This window comes from Stenotrophomonas aracearum, from assembly GCF_031834615.1.
Taxonomy (GTDB): Bacteria; Pseudomonadota; Gammaproteobacteria; order Xanthomonadales; family Xanthomonadaceae; genus Stenotrophomonas; species Stenotrophomonas aracearum.
Map to the genome: position 1 here is coordinate 1,705,869 of NZ_CP115543.1, position 19,109 is coordinate 1,724,977.

15 protein-coding genes are annotated in these 19,109 nt (G+C 66.1%); 8 read left to right on the forward strand and 7 right to left on the reverse strand.

Annotated elements, in window-relative coordinates; genetic code table 11:
* Positions 1-81: 81 nt before the first annotated feature.
* The 3 genes from PDM28_RS07955 to PDM28_RS07965 are packed head-to-tail and all read left to right on the forward strand — an operon-like array spanning position 82 to position 7,810.
* On the forward strand, positions 82-1,230 hold the full coding sequence (locus PDM28_RS07955) for an efflux RND transporter periplasmic adaptor subunit (protein ID WP_102945624.1): 1,149 nt from the start codon (positions 82-84) through the stop codon (positions 1,228-1,230).
* Entirely contained in the window at positions 1,227-4,718 is a 3,492-nt protein-coding gene (locus PDM28_RS07960; protein WP_311184388.1) for an efflux RND transporter permease subunit, read from the forward strand. Before PDM28_RS07955 ends, PDM28_RS07960 begins: the two co-directional genes overlap by 4 nt.
* On the forward strand, positions 4,715-7,810 hold the full coding sequence (locus tag PDM28_RS07965; RefSeq protein WP_311184389.1) for an efflux RND transporter permease subunit: 3,096 nt from the start codon (positions 4,715-4,717) through the stop codon (positions 7,808-7,810). The genes PDM28_RS07960 and PDM28_RS07965 overlap by 4 nt, the downstream gene beginning before the upstream one ends.
* A gap of 7 nt (positions 7,811-7,817) precedes the next feature.
* Here PDM28_RS07965 and PDM28_RS07970 read toward each other — a convergent pair whose 3' ends face one another.
* The 7 genes from PDM28_RS07970 to ykgO form a co-directional block, all read right to left on the reverse strand.
* A complete protein-coding gene (locus PDM28_RS07970; RefSeq protein WP_311184390.1) occupies positions 7,818-8,663 on the reverse strand; it encodes a phytanoyl-CoA dioxygenase family protein in 846 nt (281 codons plus the stop codon).
* Positions 8,664-8,719: 56 nt separating this feature from the next.
* Positions 8,720-9,955, reverse strand: a complete 1,236-nt coding sequence (locus PDM28_RS07975) for a TraB/GumN family protein (RefSeq protein WP_311184391.1) — start codon at positions 9,953-9,955, stop codon at positions 8,720-8,722.
* Positions 9,948-10,478: a GNAT family N-acetyltransferase gene (locus PDM28_RS07980; RefSeq protein WP_070209194.1), complete on the reverse strand. Its 531-nt coding sequence runs from the start codon at positions 10,476-10,478 to the stop codon at positions 9,948-9,950. The genes PDM28_RS07975 and PDM28_RS07980 overlap by 8 nt, the downstream gene beginning before the upstream one ends.
* A 20-nt stretch (positions 10,479-10,498) precedes the next feature.
* Positions 10,499-11,386 carry a carbon-nitrogen hydrolase gene (locus PDM28_RS07985; RefSeq protein ID WP_311184392.1) on the reverse strand — a complete coding sequence of 296 codons (888 nt, stop codon included), beginning with the start codon at positions 11,384-11,386 and terminating at the stop codon, positions 10,499-10,501.
* Positions 11,387-12,024: 638 nt separating this feature from the next.
* Complete coding sequence (locus PDM28_RS07990; RefSeq protein WP_311184393.1) at positions 12,025-13,062, reverse strand: agmatine deiminase family protein; 1,038 nt, start codon at positions 13,060-13,062, stop codon at positions 12,025-12,027.
* A 49-nt stretch (positions 13,063-13,111) separates the two neighbouring features.
* Complete coding sequence (locus tag PDM28_RS07995) at positions 13,112-13,438, reverse strand: hypothetical protein (protein WP_070209364.1); 327 nt, start codon at positions 13,436-13,438, stop codon at positions 13,112-13,114.
* 127 nt (positions 13,439-13,565) lie between these two features.
* The gene (ykgO, locus tag PDM28_RS08000; RefSeq protein WP_017355593.1) at positions 13,566-13,691 is read right to left on the reverse strand and encodes a type B 50S ribosomal protein L36; all 126 of its coding nucleotides are present in this window, start codon (positions 13,689-13,691) and stop codon (positions 13,566-13,568) included.
* Between the two features lie 193 nt (positions 13,692-13,884).
* On the opposite strand from ykgO, the gene cmk reads away from it, so the two are divergent.
* The 5 genes from cmk (at position 13,885) to PDM28_RS08025 (ending at position 19,096) form a co-directional block, all read left to right on the forward strand.
* Positions 13,885-14,565, forward strand: coding sequence for a (d)CMP kinase (gene cmk, locus PDM28_RS08005; protein ID WP_102945618.1), 681 nt, complete (start codon positions 13,885-13,887; stop codon positions 14,563-14,565).
* Between the two features lie 194 nt (positions 14,566-14,759).
* Positions 14,760-16,445, forward strand: a complete 1,686-nt coding sequence (gene rpsA / locus PDM28_RS08010; protein WP_070209366.1) for a 30S ribosomal protein S1 — start codon at positions 14,760-14,762, stop codon at positions 16,443-16,445.
* Between the two features lie 88 nt (positions 16,446-16,533).
* Complete coding sequence (locus PDM28_RS08015; protein ID WP_017355596.1) at positions 16,534-16,839, forward strand: integration host factor subunit beta; 306 nt, start codon at positions 16,534-16,536, stop codon at positions 16,837-16,839.
* A gap of 100 nt (positions 16,840-16,939) precedes the next feature.
* A complete protein-coding gene (gene lapB, locus PDM28_RS08020; RefSeq protein WP_070209367.1) occupies positions 16,940-18,118 on the forward strand; it encodes a lipopolysaccharide assembly protein LapB in 1,179 nt (392 codons plus the stop codon).
* A 3-nt stretch (positions 18,119-18,121) separates the two neighbouring features.
* Positions 18,122-19,096 (forward strand): MraY family glycosyltransferase, encoded by a 975-nt coding sequence (locus PDM28_RS08025; RefSeq protein ID WP_102945616.1) that lies wholly within the window; start codon positions 18,122-18,124, stop codon positions 19,094-19,096.
* Positions 19,097-19,109: the final 13 nt, after the last annotated feature.

Here is a 19,109-nt window from a genome sequence, read left to right on the forward strand (position 1 = left end):
ACCTTTGGGATATGGTGTAGTCGTGACGTGGTGCATTACTTTGCTACCACACCTGCCCACGCATCCTTCAGGGACACGACGATGTTGCGAATCTCTCTTCTGCCCGGCCGCACCGGAACCTGCGCCGCGGCGCTGATCATCTCCACCTCGCTGCTGCTGGGCGGCTGCGGCGCCGGTGGCCCGGCCGGCGACGCGGCGGCCGCCGAAAAGGACCCCAAGGCCGAGAAGGCCGTTGAAGCGGTGCCGGTGGAAGCCGCTGCGGCCACCCGCCGCGCGGTCGCGGCCAGCTACACCGGTACGGCGGCGCTGGAAGCCCGCGCCGAATCGCAGGTGGTGGCCAAGACCTCCGGCGTGGCGCTGGCCGTGCTGGTCGAGGAAGGCCAGCAGGTGCGTGCCGGCCAGCCGCTGGTGCGGCTGGACCCGGACCGTGCGCGCCTGGCCGTGGCCCAGAGCGAGGCGCAGATGCGCAAGCTGGAGAACAGCTACCAGCGTGCGCAGAAGCTGGTCGGCCAGCAGATGGTCAGCGCTGCCGACGTGGACCAGCTGCGTTACGACCTGGAAAACGTGCGCGCGCAGTACCGCCTGGCTACGCTCGAGCTGTCCTACACCACGGTGGTGGCGCCGATCTCCGGTGTGATCGCCTCGCGGTCGATCAAGACCGGCAACTTCGTGCAGATCAACACGCCGATCTTCCGCATCGTCGACAACTCGCGGCTGGAGGCCACCCTCAACGTGCCCGAGCGCGAACTGGCCACGCTGCGTCCGGGCCAGCCGGTGACCCTGGTGGCCGACGCGCTGCCGGGCAAATCCTTCCCCGGCAAGGTCGACCGCATCTCGCCGGTGGTCGATGCCGGCAGCGGCACCTTCCGTGTCGTAAGCGGCTTCGGCGAAGGTGCCGAAGGCCTGCAGCCTGGCATGTTCGGTCGCATCCGGATCGACTACGACCAGCGCGCCGACGCGCTGGTGGTGCCGCGCCTGGCCCTGCTCGACGACGGCGACCCGGCCGTGTTCCGCGTGCGTGACGGCAAGGTCGCACGGGTCCCGGTCAAGCTGGGCTACGCCGAAGGGCCGTGGGTGGAAATCCGCGACGGCCTGGTCGCCGGCGACAAGGTCGTGACTGCCGGCAAGGTCGCGCTGCGCGACGGCACCGCGGTCCAGGTGATCGGCGACAAACCGGCGGCCACCGTGGCCAGCAAGGCTGCCCCGGCCAAGGCGGAGACCCGCCAATGAGTCCGGCCGGCCACGACCACCCGGACGCCCCCGGCGGCGGCCTGGTGGAGTTCGCCACCCGCCGCCGCGTCACCATTTTCATGTTCATGATCACCCTGGTGCTGTTCGGGTTGATCGCACTGGGCAACCTCAAGGTCAACCTGCTGCCCGACCTGAGCTATCCCACCCTGACCGTGCGCACCGAGTACACCGGTGCAGCCCCGACCGAGATCGAAACGCTGATCACCGAACCGGTCGAAGAGGCCGTGGGCGTGGTCAAGAACCTGCGCAAGCTCAAGTCGATCTCGCGCACCGGGCAGAGCGATGTGGTGCTCGAGTTTGCCTGGGGCACCAACATGGACCAGGCCGGCCTGGAGGTGCGCGACAAGATGGAAGCGCTGAACCTGCCACTGGAGGCCAAGGCCCCGGTGCTGCTGCGCTTCAATCCGTCCACCGCGCCGATCATGCGCCTGGTGATCGCGTCCAGGGCCGACCCGGCCAGCGACGCCGACGCCGTGCGCCAGCTCACCGCGTTGCGCCGCTATGCCGACGAAGACCTGAAGAAGAAACTGGAACCGGTGGCCGGCGTGGCGGCGGTGAAGGTCGGCGGTGGCCTCGAGGACGAGATCCAGGTCGACATCGACCAGCAGAAGCTGGCCCAGCTCAACCTGCCGATCGACAACGTCATCAAGCGCCTCAAGGAAGAGAACATCAACATTTCCGGCGGCCGCCTGGAGGAGGGCTCGCAGCGCTTCCTGGTGCGCACCGTCAACCAGTTCGCCGACCTGGAGGACATCCGCAACCTGCTGGTGACCACCCAGGGCAGCACCGGCAGCGCGGCCGACGCGGCCATGCAGCAGATGTTCGCGATTGCCGCCTCCAGCGGTTCGGACGCGGCCATCGCCGCCGCCTCGGCCGCGCAGAGCGCTTCCAGCAGCAGCTCCACCACCATCGCCAACGGCGTGCCGGTGCGCCTGAAGGATGTCGCCACCGTGCGCCAGGGCTTCAAGGAACGCGAGGCGATCATCCGCCTGGGCGGTCGTGAAGCGGTGGAACTGGCGATCTACAAGGAAGGCGACGCCAATACCGTGGCCACCGCCGAAGCACTGCGTGCCAAGCTCGAACAGATCAAGGCGCAGATCCCGGGCGATGCCGAACTGACCACGATTGAAGACCAGTCGCGCTTCATCGAACACGCGATCAGCGACGTCAAGAAGGACGCGGTGATCGGTGGCCTGCTGGCGATCCTGATCATCTTCCTGTTCCTGCGTGACGGCTGGAGCACCTTCGTGATCAGCCTGTCACTGCCGGTCTCGATCATCACCACCTTCTTCTTCATGGGCCAGCTCGGGCTGAGCTTGAACGTGATGTCGCTGGGCGGCCTGGCACTGGCCACCGGGCTGGTGGTGGACGACTCGATCGTGGTGCTGGAGAGCATCGCCAAGGCGCGCGAACGCGGCCTCGGCATCCTGCAGGCGGCCATTGCCGGTACCCGCGAAGTGAGCATGGCGGTGGTCGCCTCGACCCTGACCACCATCGCGGTGTTCCTGCCCCTGGTGTTCGTCGACGGCATCGCCGGCCAGCTGTTCCGCGACCAGGCGCTGACCGTGGCGATCGCCATTGCGATCTCGCTGCTGGTGGCGATGACCCTGATTCCGATGCTGAGCTCGCTCAAGGGCCGCCCGCCGCTGGCGTTCCCGGAAGAACCGGCGCACGCCACGTGGCAGCCGCAGAATCGCTGGCTCAAGCCGGTGGCCGGCGGTCGTCGCGGGCTGGGTGCGCTGGTGCGCTGGACCGTGTTCGGTATCGCCTGGGCAATCGTCAAAGTGTGGCGTGGCCTCACCGCCGTCATCGGTCCGGTGATGCGCAAGGCCAGCGACCTGGCGATGAAGCCATATGCCGGTGCCGAGCGCGGCTACCTGAAGCTGCTGCCCAGCGCGCTGGCCCATCCGGGCAAGGTGCTGGGGCTGGCCGCGCTGGCGTTCTTCGCCACGATGGCGCTGGTGCCGATGCTGGGCGCGGACCTGATTCCGCAGCTGGCCCAGGACCGTTTTGAAATGACCGCCAAGCTGCCGGCCGGTACGCCGCTGAAGCAGACCGATGCGTTGGTGCGCGAGCTGCAGCTGGCCCACGCCAAGGACGACAGCATCACCTCGCTGTACGGCGTCAGTGGCAGCGGCACGCGGCTGGATGCCAGCCCGACCGAGAGTGGCGAGAACATCGGCAAGCTCACCGTGGTCATGGCCGACGGTGGCAGTGCGCGCACCGAAGCGGCGATCACCGAACGCCTGCGTGCGTCGATGAAGGGCCATCCGGGCGTGCAGGTCGACTTCGCGCGGCCGGCCTTGTTCAGCTTCTCCACGCCGCTGGAAGTGGAACTGCGCGGCCAGGACATGGCGACGCTGGAACACGCGGGCCAGGCGCTGGCCGCACGGCTGCGTGCCAACCCGCACTACGCCGACGTCAAGTTGACGGTGGAAGAGGGCTTCCCGGAAATCCAGATCCGCTTCGACCAGGAACGCGCCGGTGCGCTGGGCCTGACCACGCGCCAGATCGCCGACGTGGTGGTCAAGAAGGTGCGCGGCGACGTGGCCACGCGTTACAGCTTCCGCGACCGCAAGATCGACGTGCTGGTGCGTGCCCAGGAAGGCGACCGTGCCAGCGTGGAGGGCATCCGCCGGCTGATCGTCAATCCGGGCAGTTCGCGGCCGGTGACGCTGGATGCGGTGGCGGACGTGGTCGCCACCAACGGCCCGAGCGAGATCCATCGCGCCGACCAGACCCGCGTGGCGGTGGTCTCGGCCAACCTGCGTGACATCGACCTCGGCGGCGCCGTGCGCGAAGTGCAGGAGATGGTGGCCCGGGAGCCGCTGGGTGCCGGCGTGGGCATGCATATTGGCGGGCAGGGCGAGGAGCTGGCCGAGTCGGCGCGTTCGCTGATCTTCGCCTTCGGCCTGGCGATCTTCCTGGTCTACCTGGTGATGGCCTCGCAGTTCGAATCGCTGCTGCATCCGTTCGTGATCCTGTTCACCATCCCGCTGGCCCTGGTCGGCGCGATCCTCGCGCTGATGCTGACCGGCAAGCCGATCTCGGTGGTGGTGTTCATCGGCCTGATCCTGCTGGTCGGGCTGGTCACCAAGAACGCGATCATCCTGATCGACAAGGTCAACCAGCTGCGCGAGGCCGGCGTGGCCAAGCACCAGGCGCTGGTGGAAGGTGCACGTTCGCGCCTTCGCCCGATCATCATGACCACGCTGTGCACCCTGTTCGGCTTCCTGCCGCTGGCGGTGGCGATGGGCGAGGGGGCCGAAGTGCGCGCGCCGATGGCGATCACCGTGATCGGCGGCCTGCTGGTTTCCACCCTGTTGACCCTGCTGGTGATCCCGGTGGTGTACGACCTGCTCGACCGTCGTGGCGATGCCTACTACCGCGAGCGCGGCCGCAAGCACCACATGGATGCCGCGGCTACCCCGGGTACGGCCGGCGACGCGGCACAGGAGCCGGCATGAGCATCGCCGAGTTCTCCATCCGCCGTCCCATCACCACCATCATGATGTTCGTCTCACTGGTGGTGGTGGGCCTGATCGCCGCGTTCCGGCTGCCGCTGGAGGCGCTGCCGGACATCTCCGCGCCGTTCCTGTTCGTGCAGGTGCCGTACTCGGGTTCGACGCCCGAGGAAGTGGAGCGCACCATCATCCGGCCGACCGAGGAAGCGCTGGCGACGATGACCGGGATCAAGCGCATGCGCTCCCAGGCCACCGCCGAAGGCGCCAGCATCTTCATCGAGTTCACCGACTGGGACCGCGACATCGCCATCGCCGCCTCCGACGCGCGCGAGCGCATCGACGCGATCCGCACCGACCTGCCCGACGACCTGCAGCGCTACAACGTGTTCAAGTGGTCGAGCAGCGACGAGCCGGTGCTGAAGGTGCGCCTGGCCAGCACCTCCGACCTCACCGGCGCGTACGACATGCTCGACCGCGAGTTCAAGCGGCGCATCGAACGCATACCGGGGGTGGCCCGGGTGGAGATCTCCGGCGCGCCACCGAACGAGGTGGAGATCGCCATCGACGCCGATCGCCTGACCGCGCACAACCTGAGCATCAACGAGCTCAGCGAGCGGCTGCGCACCTTGAACTTCTCGATTTCGGCCGGGCAGATCGACGACAACGGCCAGCGCGTACGGATCCAGCCGGTCGGTGAGATCACCGACCTGCAGGAACTGCGCGAGCTGGTGATCGACACCAAGGGCCTGCGCCTGGGCGACATCGCCGAGATCCGGCTCAAGCCCACCCGCATGAACTACGGGCGCCGCCTGGACGGCAACCCGGCGGTCGGCCTGGACATCTACAAGGAGCGCAGCGCGAACCTGGTGGAGGTGTCGCGCGGTGCACTGGCGGAAGTGGAGGCGATCCGCAAGCAGCCGTCGATGCGCGACGTGAACATCAAGGTGATCGACAACCAGGGCAAGACGGTGACGTCTTCGCTGCTGGAGCTGGCCGAGGCCGGCGCGGTCGGCCTGCTGCTGTCGGTGACGGTGCTGTTCTTCTTCCTGCGCCATTGGCCGTCCACGCTGATGGTGACGCTGGCGATCCCGATCTGTTTCGTGATCACGCTGGGCTTCATGTATTTCGTGGGTGTCACCCTCAACATCCTGACCATGATGGGCCTGCTGCTGGCCGTGGGCATGCTGGTGGACAACGCGGTGGTGGTGGTGGAGAGCATCTACCAGGAACGCGAGCGCATGCCCGACCAGCCGGTGCAGGCCTCGATCGTCGGCACCCGCAACGTGGCCATCGCGCTCAGCGCCGGCACCCTGTGCCACTGCATCGTGTTCGTGCCCAACCTGTTCGGCGAGACCAACAACATCAGCATCTTCATGGCGCAGATCGCGATCACCATCTCGGTCTCGCTGATGGCGTCGTGGCTGGTGGCGGTCAGCCTGATCCCGATGCTGTCGGCGCGCATGCAGACGCCCAAGCTGGTGCATTCACAGACCGGCGTGATCGCGCGGCTGCAGCGGCGCTATGCGTCGGTGCTGCAGTGGACGCTGGAGCACCGGGGCTGGAGCGTGTTCGGCATCATCATGGTGGTGCTGATCAGCCTGGTGCCGATGAAGCTGACCAAGGTCGACATGTTCGGCGGCGAAGGCGGGACCGACGTGTTCATCGGCTACAACTGGAAGGGCGCGTTCACCCGCGAACAGATGTCCGACGAGGTCGCGCGGGTCGAACAATACCTGCAGCAGAACCGCGAGAAGCTGCACATCACCCAGGTGTATTCCTGGTACAGCGAGCAGGAAGGCAGCAGCACCATCATGACCCTGGACGAGAAGCACACCGGCAACATGGCGGCGGTGCAGGAATCGCTGCGCAAGGGGCTGCCGCGTTCGGCGCGCGCCGACTACATCGTCGGCAACCAGGGCGGCGACGGCGGTGGCGGCGGTGGCAGCAAGGGCGTGGAAGTGCAGCTGATCGGCGACTCCACCCAGATGCTGCAGGAAATCGGCGAAGACGTGGTGCCGCTGCTGGCCCAGCGCAAGGAACTGCGTGACGTGCGCATCGACAATGGCGAGAAGGGCAGCGAGCTGTCCATCCATGTCGACCGCGAGCGCGCGGCGGCGTTCGGCTTCAATGCCGAGCAGGTCGCCAGCTTCGTCGGCCTCGCCCTGCGTGGTGCCCCGCTGCGTGAGTTCCGTCGTGGCGACAGCGAGGTGCCGGTGTGGGTGCGTTTCGCCGGTGCCGAGCAGAGCAGCCCGGAAGACCTGGCCAGCTTCACCGTGCGCACCGGCGACGGGCGTTCGGTGCCACTGCTGAGCCTGGTCGACGTCAGCATCAAACCCTCGGCCACGCGGGTCGGGCGCACCAACCGCCAGACCACGCTGACCATCAAGGCCAACCTGGCCGAGAAGGTCACCGCGCCGGAAGGCCGCAAGGCGATGGAGGAGACGCTGAAGCCGATGAGCTTCCCGGCCGGCTACAACTTCACCTTCGACGGCGGCGACTTCGGCGACGACAACGAGGCGATGCAGCAGATGATGTTCAACCTGGTGATCGCACTGGTGATGATCTACGTGGTGATGGCGGCGGTGTTCGAATCGCTGCTGTTCCCGGCCGCGATCATGAGCGGGGTGCTGTTCTCGATCTTCGGGGTGTTCTGGCTGTTCTGGCTGACCGGCACCTCGTTCGGGATCATGTCCTTCATCGGCATCCTGGTGCTGATGGGCGTGGTGGTGAACAACGGCATCGTGATGATCGAGCACATCAACAACCTGCGCCGGCGCGGCATGGCCCGCACCCAGGCATTGGTGGAAGGCTCACGCGAGCGCCTGCGCCCGATCATGATGACCATGGGCACGGCGATCCTGGCGATGATCCCGATCTCGCTGACCGACACCCAGCTGCTGGGCGACGGCCCGCCGTACTATCCAATGGCCCGCGCCATCGCCGGCGGCCTGGCGTTCTCCACCGTGGTCAGCCTGCTGTTCCTGCCGACCATCTACGCCATGCTCGACGACATGAGCATCAGCGTGGCCCGGATCGTGCGGCGGGCGAGGGGCCTGCCTCCGAAGGGCAGCGACGCGGTGATCGAACCGGCCTAGGTTTCTGTCACCCTTTGCGCAGAAACCAGGTCCGGACCTTGTACTGGTGGCCGAAGTCGACGTGTTTGAAGCGGGCAACATGGCGGCCATCGCGTTGGTAGTAGCGCCAGGGGGCCTGCTGGCGGGCCCTGGACGGATCGTAGAAGACGTCCATGTGTCCCACCGGCATGCCCTTGGGCGTGACATGCATGACGACGCTGCGCCGGGTGCGCGTCGCTGCATGCGGGGCACCTCCGTGGAACAGCTGCGGGTGCCAGATGATGACGTCGCCCGGCGACACGTGCACCGGTTGCGGCACCAGGCCTGCGGCCTCGCACTGGGCGGCCACCGCGTCCTGGTAGGCAGTCCAGCCTTCCGGCGACATCGGATCGATCGGTCCCTCGCCATAGAGCCGCTGGCGAATGGCGTGCACGTCGATCGGGGGCAGCGCATGGCTTCCCGGGACCACCATGAGGGGACCGTTGTCATCGGATACCGAGTCCAGGGCCACCCAGACGCCCATGTAGCGCCCCAGCGGAGTGGTGGCAAACACAGGGGTATCCCGGTGCAACGACTGCTCCGAGCCCCGCTCGTAGTAAAGGCTGGTGTACAGCGAAGTGGGTTCTCCGAAGAATGCGTCGCACACGGCGATGGCCGCATTCTCGGTGAGCAGCTTTGTCATCGCATCGATGGCCAGATGCAGGTTGACCACGCGATACAGCCGCCCATGCTCGTCGAGGTTACGCGCCGCGGCCTTGGCGTTGCGTTGTTTGAAGCGGCTGATGCGTTCGTTGAGTTCGTTGACCAGAGAGGCATCCACCGCACCTCGAACCACTACGTAGCCGTCCCGCTCCAGACTGTCCATTGCGTCCATCGACTCTCCTTGGAACTACATCTCACATTGAATGCCGCCCGTGGGTCGGCGTCTGTTCACGCGCCGACCTTGCTCCACACCTGGAAGCCGGTCAGCCACAACCCAAGCATGCTGCCGAGATTGGTCAGCATGAAGGTCAGCACCACCCGGGTTACCCGGTTGCGGTACCAGCCCTTCAGGGACTGCGCATCATCACGCAGCTTGAGGAAATCCTCGTACGCCGGCTTGCGCAGCCGGGTTTCCACCAGCGCGGCGAACGCGCCGGTGGGAATGCTCAGCCGGAACGGTTTGAACGGCGCGACCACGATCGCGGTCAGGATGCTGAGCGGATGGCTGCCGGCCAGCAGGCAACCCAGGCCCGCCAGGCCGCCGGTGTACATCGCCCAGACCGCCAGCAGCTCCGTGCCGACGCCAAGCCCGCCACGATAGAAGCCCACCGCGATCCCGGTCAGCACGATGGCCAGGATGGCCAGCGTGATCCACGGGATGTTGCGCTTCTTCGGCACCGACTCCAGCGACTCGCGCAGCGGACCCGGTGCATCGGTATCGGTTTCCAGATACCTTGCCAGCCCGGCCAGATGCCCGGCACCCACCACCGCCAGCACCTCGCGCTGCGCCGGGTCATGCACTTCGCGCAGGCGGGTCGCCATGTACCGGTCGCGCTCGCCGATGATGGTTTCGTACAGGGCCGGACTTTCGCTGGCGAACTCGCCGAAGCTGGCCTCCAGCATGTCGCCCTGCTTGAGCTTCTCGATCTCGTCTTCGCCAACATCTTCGGACGCGAAGAGGCCAGTGCCCAGGCCCATCACCAGCTTGATCTTGCCGACGAACCCGAGCCGCTGCGATGCGCGCTTGAAGGTCAGGCCGACTTCGCGGTCGATCAGGTGCACCGGCAGGTTGCGTTCGTTGGCGAGGCCGACCGCGCGCTTGAGTTCGGCGCCCGGCTCGATGCCCAGCTGCTCGGCCAGGCGGCGCTGGTAAGCGGCGAGGGCAAGGTTGGCGGCGAACAGGGCGACCCGGCCTTTGCGGATCACTTCGACCAGGTCGAGCTTGGCCAGCGCGTCCGGGTTGGTAAGGGCCTGCAGGCGCTGCGGATCCAGTTCCACCGCCACGGCATCGAAACGCCCGCTGTTGATCGCGCGTTCCACCACCTCGACGCTCGCCTGTGAAACGTGCGCAGTGCCAAGCAGGGTGTAGCGCACGCCGTCGCGTTCGACCACGCGCACGGGCTGGCCGGCGAACAGGGTGTCGCCGTTGGGGTCCATCAGGTTCTCAGTCATTTCGTCATTCATTGGAAGGGGCGCTGTCGGCGCCGTCGCCGAGCGCGCGCTGCATCTGCACGGTATCCAGCCAGCGGCCGTGCTTGCGGCCCAGGCCGCGGAAGATGCCGACAGTGTGGAAACCGAAGCGTTCGTGCAGCTTGATCGAGGCGGTGTTGGACGGTTCGCCGATCACCGCGACCATCTGCCGGTAACCCCGCGCCACGCAGGCGTCGATCAGGCCCTGCATCAACGCGGTGCCCACGCCACGCCCCTGGAAGGCGGCATCGACGTAGACCGAGTTCTCCACGGTCCACTGATAGGCGATGCGCCCGCGGTAGGTATTGGCGTACGCATAGCCGGCAACCTGGCCATCGACCTCGGCCACGATGTAGGGGAAGCCCCGCGCAACGATGTCATGCATCCGTCGCAGCATCTCGGCCGCGTCGGGAACGTCGTACTCGTAGGTGTTGACGAAGTCGGTCACTTCCACCGCATAGATCGCGGTGATGGCCGCAATGTCGGCATCGGTGGCATCGCGCAGCTGCACGGTCACGGGGCAGGGTTCCTGTGGGATCAGTCGATATAGCGCTTGAGCAGGTCGCCATAGGCATCGATGCGGCGGTCGCGCAGGAACGGCCAGATGCGGCGCACATGTTCGCTGCGCTGCAGGTCGACGTCGCACACAAGCACGGTAGGCTCACCGCCGGCTTCGGCGATGAACTCGCCCTGCGGACCGAGCACGTGGCTGTTGCCCCAGAACTGGATGCCGGACGCGCCCAGCGGCGACGCCTCATGGCCCACGCGGTTGCAGCTCAGCACCGGCACGCCGTTGGCCACGGCATGGCCACGATGGCTCAGCACCCACGCATCGCGCTGGCGGCCCTGCTCATCCTTCTGGTCGTCCGGGTCCCAGCCGATGGCGGTGGGGTAAAGCAGCAGTTCCGCACCGGCCAGCGCCATCAGGCGCGCGGCTTCCGGATACCACTGGTCCCAGCACACCAGCACGCCAAGGCGGCCCACCGAGGCGTCGATCGGCTTGAAGCCGATGTCGCCGGGGGTGAAGTAGAACTTCTCATAGAAGCCGGGATCGTCCGGGATATGCATCTTGCGGTACTTGCCCAGCAACGTGCCGTCCTTCTCGAAGACCACCGCCGTGTTGTGGTACAGGCCGGCGGCGCGACGCTCGAACAGCGACCCGACGATCACCACGCCATGCTTTTTGGCGAGCGCGCCGAGTCGTTCAGTGCTGGGGCCCGGGATCGGCTCGGCCAGGTCGAACTCATCGACCGACTCGTGCTGGCAGAAGTACGCACCGTTGTGCAGTTCCTGCAGCAGCACCAGCTTGGCACCCTGGGCAGCCGCTTCAGCCACGCGCGTTTCGATCACGGCCAGGTTGGCGGTCGCGTCACCGTGGTTGCGCTCCTGGATCAGGGCGACGGAAAGGGTGTGGCGTGAGCTCATCCGGGGCGGGTCCTGCAGGGGGAAAAACGCAGTTTATCGCGGATGGGTGTGTAGGGCGTGCTGGGGGTTAAATGGGTTGGAGCGAAAGCCAAAGCCGGCGTCTTCGATGCTACGTGCAGGGGCGGCCGCCGGGCAGCCCCGCTCCGGGACACGCCGTGAACCCGTCCATGGGGGCTGCTAGAAAACATCCATGTTTTCTAGCGTCCCTCCGGGGGCTACCCGGCGGCCGCCCCCACACATGGTCGTGTGCGGTGGGAAAGGGCGGACACGCATGGCGTGTCACTACGCGCGTGCGACCGTCCGCAGGGTAGGGTCGGTTCCCAAACGACCGCCGTGAAATCGCCCGCGCCCGGTGACGCATGAACATGATCGGCATCGCGACGCCGGCCTACGGCCGGCACCCGCTTTTCCCGTGGCCACCGCCACACTGTCAAAGGGTCGCCCGGGGTCGGTTTGCGGGGGACTCGGCGCCATGGATGGCGTCCGCGTAGCCTCCATGGACGGATTCACGGCGACCCCGCAAACCGGCACCGGGCGGCCCAAGCCAGGTAACCCGTGCAGCCCACGGCCGTTCGCCCAAAACCAAAAGCGCCGGGCAAAGCCCGGCGCCAAGGAAACCATCGAATACCAACAGGGCCTTACCCAGCCAACACACCGGCAGGCAACTGCATGGTGATGCAGTGCAGGCTGCCGTTCTGCCAGATCAGCGAGCGGCAGGGGACCTGCACGATCTCGTGGTTCGGGTAGGCCCGGGCCAGCACGTCGCGCGCCGCGTCGTCCGCGACGTCGCCGTACGCCGGCATCAGCACCGCACCGTTAAGGATCAGGTAGTTCGCATACGACGCCGCCAGCCGGCGACCCTCGTCGATCACCGGCCGTGCCCACGGCAGCGGGAACAGCCGGTACGGCTGGCCCCCGGCCGTGCGCAGCGCCGCCAGCTCGTTGCCCATCGCCTGCAGCTCCGCGAAATGCGAATCCGTGCTGTCATCACAGGCCTGGTACACGATGCTGTCCACCGACGCGAAACGCGCCAGCGTATCGATGTGTGCGTCCGTGTCGTCGCCTTCCAGATAGCCGTGGTCCAGCCACAGCACCCGGTCCTGCGCCAGCCAGCCCGCCATGTCCGCGCTCAGCGACGCCCGGTCGCGCTCCGGATGACGCTCGTGCAGGCACTGCCACGTCGTCAGCAGCGTGCCCGCCCCGTCGGTCTCGATCGCACCGCCTTCCAGCGCGAACGGAATGCTCTTCAGCTCTGCGTCCGCGAACAGACCCGCCTGGTGCAGCACCCCCACCAGCTGGTCGTCCAGGCTCGCCTCGAACTTCCCGCCCCAGCCCGTGAAACGGAAATCCAGCAGCAGGAAGCCGCCGTCCGCACGGCGCAGCGTGATCGGGCCCGAATCGCGCAGCCACGTGTCGTCGTAGGGCGCCGTGACGAACCGCACCCGGTCCGTATCGATCCGGTTCGAGCGCAGGCGCGCGTCCGCGTACGCCTCCAGGTCGTCATCGGCCACGATGATCACCACCGGCTGGAAGCGGGTGATGGCCGCGACCAGCGCGATGTAGGTGTCCTCGACGTCACCCAGGCGGTCGGCCCAGTCGGTGTCGGCGTGGGGCCAGGCGATCAGGATGGCGGACTGGGATTCCCATTCGGCCGGAAAACGGAGCGTGTCGTTCATGGTCTCGGTGCAATGACCCGCCGGATGCCGGCGGGCGGGGTGGGGTGGGTCAGCGGATCGGCGGCCTCGGGCCGACTTCGTTGCTGTCGGCCTTGTTGACCACCACGTCGATCACCTTCGACTTCTCGAAGTAGACGGTGAACTGCGGGTAGACCCAGCGGTTGATGGTCGGCCACTGGCGCTTCTGGCCGCCGCGCGGATCCAGCCTTTCGCTGGGCTCGCCGAAGGCAGCCTGGACCTGGCTGGCGGTCTGGCCGCGAACCGGAACGGCCGTGGTGGGCTGCTCCTTGGTACGGTCGATCAGCAGCGTGTCGGCGTGGACGCTGGCGCAGGCCAGCAGGGCAAGCAACGGCAGGGTGGACAGGTAACGCTTCATCTCGATCTACTCCCCAGTCATCAAGAACGGTGTGGGCCAATTACAACAAAATCGGCAATAAAAAACCGCCCGGAGGCGGCTTTTTATTCAGGCAGGTCGCGACCATGGGGGTCGGGACGCCTTGGGCTCAGCGCTGGCGAGCCTTGAAACGCGGGTTCGACTTGCAGATCACGAAGATCTTGCCGCGACGACGGACGACCTTGCAGTCGCGGTGACGGGACTTGGCCGACTTCAGGGAAGACAGGACTTTCATTGCATACCTCGGCGTAAACGTGGATTCGGGTGGAGCGCGGCCGCGATATGCAGATGACAATCGGCAGGTGACGCTCGTTCAAGCCCGCCATTCTACCGGGCTTTTTTCCATCCTTTCAAGTGGTTGCACCAAAAAAGTCTCGGTGCCGGCCCGCCAGGGGCTAGAATGGGCGGTCAAATCCACAGGGAAACCCATGAACCAGCTACCTCCCGTGCTCACCATCGACGGCCCGTCCGGGGCCGGCAAGGGGACCGTCAGCCGCATTGTCGCACGCCGGCTGGGCTGGCATTACCTGGATTCCGGCGCCCTGTACCGCGCCGTGGGCGTCGCCGCAAGCTGGGCCGACATCGACACCTCCGACGCTTCCGCGCTGGTCCGCTGCACCTTCGACACCCATGTGAAGTTCGTTGAAGCCGGCGACGGCGGGCTGCGTGTCATCGTCAATGAGACCGACGCCACCGACGAGCTGCGCCTGGAGACCACCGGCGCGCTGGCCTCCGCCATCGCCGCCATCCCCGAAGTCCGGGCCGCCCTCAAGGAGCGCCAGCGCGCATTCAGGGTTCTGCCCGGCCTGGTCGCCGACGGCCGCGACATGGGCACCGTGATCTTCCCGGACGCCCCGTTCAAGGTGTTCCTGACCGCCAGCGCCGAGGAGCGCGCGGAGCGTCGGCATAACCAGTTGAAAGACAAGGGGGTTTCTGTTAACTTTGATGACCTCCTGCGCGAGATCATGGCCCGCGACGCCCGTGATGCACAGCGCACAGTGGCGCCCCTGAAGCCGGCAGACGATGCCGTCGTCATCGACACCAGTGGTATCGGCATCGACACCGTCGTTGCCAAGGTACTGGATCTGCTTCCGGTTTCGGGTGCCTGATCCGTTGCAAGGAGGCCGTCAATCCATCGGCGGTAGTCGCACCAATGCAAGGCAACACAAGCTCCGTCCCGCAATGATGCGTGGCGGTTTTCCTACTTAACACACGACCTGCGTTTCCGGGGTCGACCAACAGGCGGGCAGTAAACGGAACCCTTCCGGGAACCAATGCCCATGTGTCCAACAGAGTAAATCTAATGACCGAATCATTTGCCGAACTGTTTGAAGCCAGCCAGGCCAATCTGGCCAAGCTGAAGCCGGGCGCCATCGTCAGCGGTGTTGTCGTTGAAGTCCGCGGCGACGTCGTGGTGATCAACGCCGGCCTGAAGTCCGAAGGCATCGTGCCGATCGAACAGTTCCGTAACGACGCTGGCGAAATCGACGTTGCCGAAGGCGATGTCGTCAAGGTCGCCCTCGACTCGATCGAGAACGGCTTCGGTGAAACCGTCCTGTCGCGCGAGAAGGCCAAGCGCGCCATGGTGTGGGACGAGCTGGAAGAAGCGTTGGAAAAGAACGAAACCATCACCGGCCGCATCAGCGGCAAGGTCAAGGGTGGTTTCACCGTGGACATCAAGGATGTCCGCGCGTTCCTGCCCGGTTCGCTGGTGGATGTGCGCCCGGTGCGCGACCCGGCCTACCTGGAAGGCAAGGAGCTGGAATTCAAGCTCATCAAGCTGGACCGCAAGCGTAACAACGTCGTGGTCTCGCGCCGCGCTGTCGTCGAAAGCGAGCACTCGGAAGAGCGCGAGCAGCTGATGGACAAGCTGCAGGAAGGCGCGATCCTGAAGGGTGTCGTCAAGAACCTGACCGATTACGGCGCGTTCGTGGACCTGGGCGGCATCGACGGCCTGCTGCACATCACCGACATGGCCTGGAAGCGCGTGCGCCATCCGTCCGAAGTCGTGAACGTCGGCGACGAGCTGGACGTGCGCGTGCTGAAGTTCGACCGCGAGCGCAACCGCGTTTCGCTCGGCCTGAAGCAGCTGGGCGAGGATCCGTGGGACAACATCGCCCGTCGTTACCCGGCCAACAGCCGCGTCTTCGGCAAGGTCTCCAACGTCACCGATTACGGCGCGTTCGTCGAGATCGAGCCGGGCGTCGAAGGCCTGGTGCACGTGTCCGAAATGGATTGGACCAACAAGAACGTCAACCCGTCCAAGGTTGTGCAGGTCGGTGACGAAGTTGAAGTCATGGTCCTGGACGTCGACGAGGAGCGTCGCCGCATCTCGCTGGGCATGAAGCAGGTTGCCGCCAATCCGTGGGAAACCTTCGCTGCCATCCACAAGAAGGGCGACAAGGTGTCGGGCCAGATCAAGTCGATCACCGACTTCGGCATCTTCATCGGCCTGGACGGCGGTATCGACGGCCTGGTGCACCTGTCCGACATCAGCTGGAACACCACCGGCGAAGACGTGGTCCGCAACTTCAAGAAGGGCGACAACCTGGACGCCGTCGTCCTGGCCGTCGATCCGGAGCGCGAGCGCATCAGCCTGGGCGTCAAGCAGCTGGAGCAGGATCCGTTCGGTCAGTACATGGCTGCCAACCCGAAGGGTTCGAAGGTCGAAGGCGTGGTCAAGGAAGTGGACGCCAAGGGCGCTACCATCGAACTGGCTGACGGCATCGAAGGTTACGTCTCGGCTCGTGACGTTGCCAACGAGCGCGTCGACGACGCGACCCAGTTCCTGAAGGTCGGCGACAAGGTTGAAGCGAAGTTCGTGGGCATGGATCGCAAGGGTCGTACCCTGCAGCTGTCGATCAAGGCCAAGGACGACGCGGAAATGCGCGAAGTGCTGGAGGAATACCAGTCCTCTTCGGCTTCCAGCGGCACCACCCAGCTGGGCGCGCTGCTGCGTGCACAGCTGAACGGCAACAAGTCCGAGTAATCGGTCTTACCCGTTGCAGTAGTTCCTGGACGGCCCGGACAATTGTCCGGGCCGTTTCAGGGTTTGAGGCCCTCGACGCGAGTCCGCAATGACCAAATCCGAGTTGATCGAAATCCTGGCGCGCCGACAGGCGCATCTGAAGTCGGACGATGTCGATCTGGCGGTAAAGTCGTTGCTGGAAATGATGGGCGGGGCGCTGGCCGGCGGGGATCGCATCGAGATCCGCGGGTTCGGCAGTTTTTCGTTGCACTACCGGCCGCCCAGGCTGGGTCGCAACCCCAAGACCGGGGAATCGGTCGCATTGCCGGGCAAGCATGTCCCGCACTTCAAGCCGGGCAAGGAACTGCGTGAGCGCGTCAGCGCCGTGGTGCCGCTGGAAAGCGATCCGGCCTGAGCCAAGTCGTCCGCCCTCGCGGATGCACCCTTTACATCCCTTCGGCTACTCTTTGACCGAACGCATGCCTTCTTCTCCTTTCGACGGACAATAAGCGCCGATGGAATTCGTCTCCGAGTGGTTCTGGTTTTTCCTGTTCCTGCCGCTGGCAGCGGTGTCCGGCTGGGTGATCGGCCGGCGTGGCGGGCAGCGCCACGGCGACAACCAGGTCAGCCGTCTCTCAAGCACTTATTTCCGCGGCCTGAACTACCTGCTCAACGAGCAGCCGGACAAGGCCATCGAACTGTTCCTGCACATTGCGGAGCTGGACAAGGAAACCTTTGAAACCCAGGTTGCGCTGGGCCACCTGTTCCGCCGCCGAGGCGAGGTCGACCGGGCCATCCGCCTGCACCAGGGGCTGGTCAACCGTACCGACCTGAGCGACGCCCAGCGCGTCCAGGCCCTGCTGGCGCTCGGCGAGGACTACATGAAGTCCGGCCTGCTGGACCGCGCCGAAACCGTGTTCTCCGAACTGGCCCAGATCGACCAGCGCGCCCCGCAGGCGCTCAAGCACCTGATCGGCATCTACCAGGCCGAGCGCGACTGGGAAAAGGCGATCGACAACGCCACCCGCTACGAGGAAGTCACCGGTGAGCCGATGGGCAAGCTGGTCGGGCAGTTCGAATGCGAGCTGGCCGAGCGCTTCCGTGGCGCCGGCAAGATCGACGAGGCGCGTGCGGCGATTGCCCGCGCCTACCAGGCCGACGCCATGTCGGTCCGCGCTGGCATCATCGAAGGTCGCCTGGAAACCGATTCGGGCAATGCCGAAGCGGCGGTGCGCGCCTTCGAGCGCGCAGCCCGCAACGATCCCGAGTACCTGCCCGAGGTGCTGCAGCCGCTGATGCAGAACTACCGAAAGGTGGGCGACCTGGGCGGCGCGCGCGCGTTCCTCTCTGAAATGACCGAGCACTACCGCGGCATCGCCCCGGTCCTGGCATTGACCCAGTTGATGGAAGAGCAGGAAGGCGTTGCCCCCGCGCGCGCCTACCTGGGCCGCCAGCTCAAGGATCGTCCGTCGGTCCGTGGCGAGTCTGCCCTGATCGACCTGACCCTGGCCGAGGGCGCCGATTCCACTGCGACCCTGCACGACCTCAAGCACATCACCGACCAGCTGCTGGTCCGCAATCCCGCCTACCGCTGCACCCGCTGCGGCTTCGGCGCGCGCACCCATCACTGGCAATGCCCGAGCTGCAAGGAGTGGGGAACGGTCAAGCCGCTGCTGAACTACGCGGTACTCTGACCCATGTTCCCGGGAGTGTGGATCGGACTGCTGGCGGTGCTGGCAGTCGCGGCGGTGCTCACCGCGTGCGCCCGCTACTACGCGCTGCGGCGCAACCTGCTGGACCAGCCCGGCGAACGCCGCAGCCATGGCGTTGCGACCCCGCGCGGCGGCGGAATCGCCATCGTGCTGACCCTGCTGCTGGCGGTCGTTGCCGGCGCATTTTATTGGCCGCAGGCCCGCACCACGCTGCTGGTGTTCGGGCTGGGCCTCGCCCTGGTAGCCGGGATCGGCTGGTGGGACGACCACCGGCCGCTGCCGGCGGTGCGCCGGCTGCTGGTCCATGTGGTGGCCGCCAGCCTGCTGGCCGGGCTGGTCTGGAACGCTACCGGCAACCCCTGGCAGGCGGCGCTGGCCCTGCTGTTCACGACATCCCTGATCAACATCTGGAACTTCATGGATGGGATCAACGGGATTGCCACCACCCAGGCCATCCTGGCCGGCGCCGCGTTCGCGCTGGTGCTGCCGGGTCCGCTGGCGCTGGCCGGCGTGGTGCTGGCCCTGGCGTGCCTGGGCTTCCTGCCGTTCAACTTCCCCCGGGCCCGGATTTTCATGGGGGACGTCGGCAGCGGCGCGCTCGGCTATGCGGTGGCCGCCCTGGTCTGCCTGGCCAGCGTGGCAACCACGGTGTCCTGGCTGCTGCTGCTGGTGCCACTCACCGCCTTCCTCGTGGACGCGGGCTTCACACTGCTGGCGCGCATGCTCTCCGGGCAGAGGTGGATGGAACCCCACACCCAGCATCTGTACCAGCGCGCCGTCAAAGGTGGAGCAACGCACACTTCGGTTACAGGGATGTACTTTGTTTTTGGTTTGTTCAGTATTACAGTGTTTAATGCTTGCACGTATTTGCAGCCGAGGTGGGAGGCTGCCGTGGCCGTAACGTGGATAATCTCCGCGACCGGTCTTTGGCTACTCCTGCGCAAGGGAATGCGCCACTAGAAGGAATGCTTGG